Raw genomic sequence first — 253 nt, 5'->3', positions numbered from 1 at the left:
ACCACCGGATCACTATGCTCTACTTTCGTACCTGATCGACCTGTATGTCTCTCAGTCAAGCTCCCTTATGCCATTGCACTCTACGCACGGTTACCAAGCGTACTGAGGGAACCTTTAGAAGCCTCCGTTACTCTTTTGGAGGCGACCACCCCAGTCAAACTACCCACCAAGCAATGTCCCCCCGATTGGGGGTTAGGCCTCAGATAAACAAAGGGTTGTATTTCAACAATGACTCCACAACGCCTGGCGACGC

1 rRNA gene is annotated in these 253 nt (G+C 51.8%); it reads right to left on the bottom strand.

Annotated elements, in window-relative coordinates:
- Positions 1-253 (bottom strand): 23S ribosomal RNA (locus tag SB658_RS25910); the annotation flags it as partial.

Source organism: Bacillus sp. SIMBA_008, assembly GCF_046535495.1.
GTDB classification, from domain to species: domain Bacteria; phylum Bacillota; class Bacilli; order Bacillales; family Bacillaceae; genus Bacillus; species Bacillus subtilis.
Note: the sequence above shows the minus strand (reverse complement) of the source record. Positions and strands in the feature narration are given on the sequence as shown.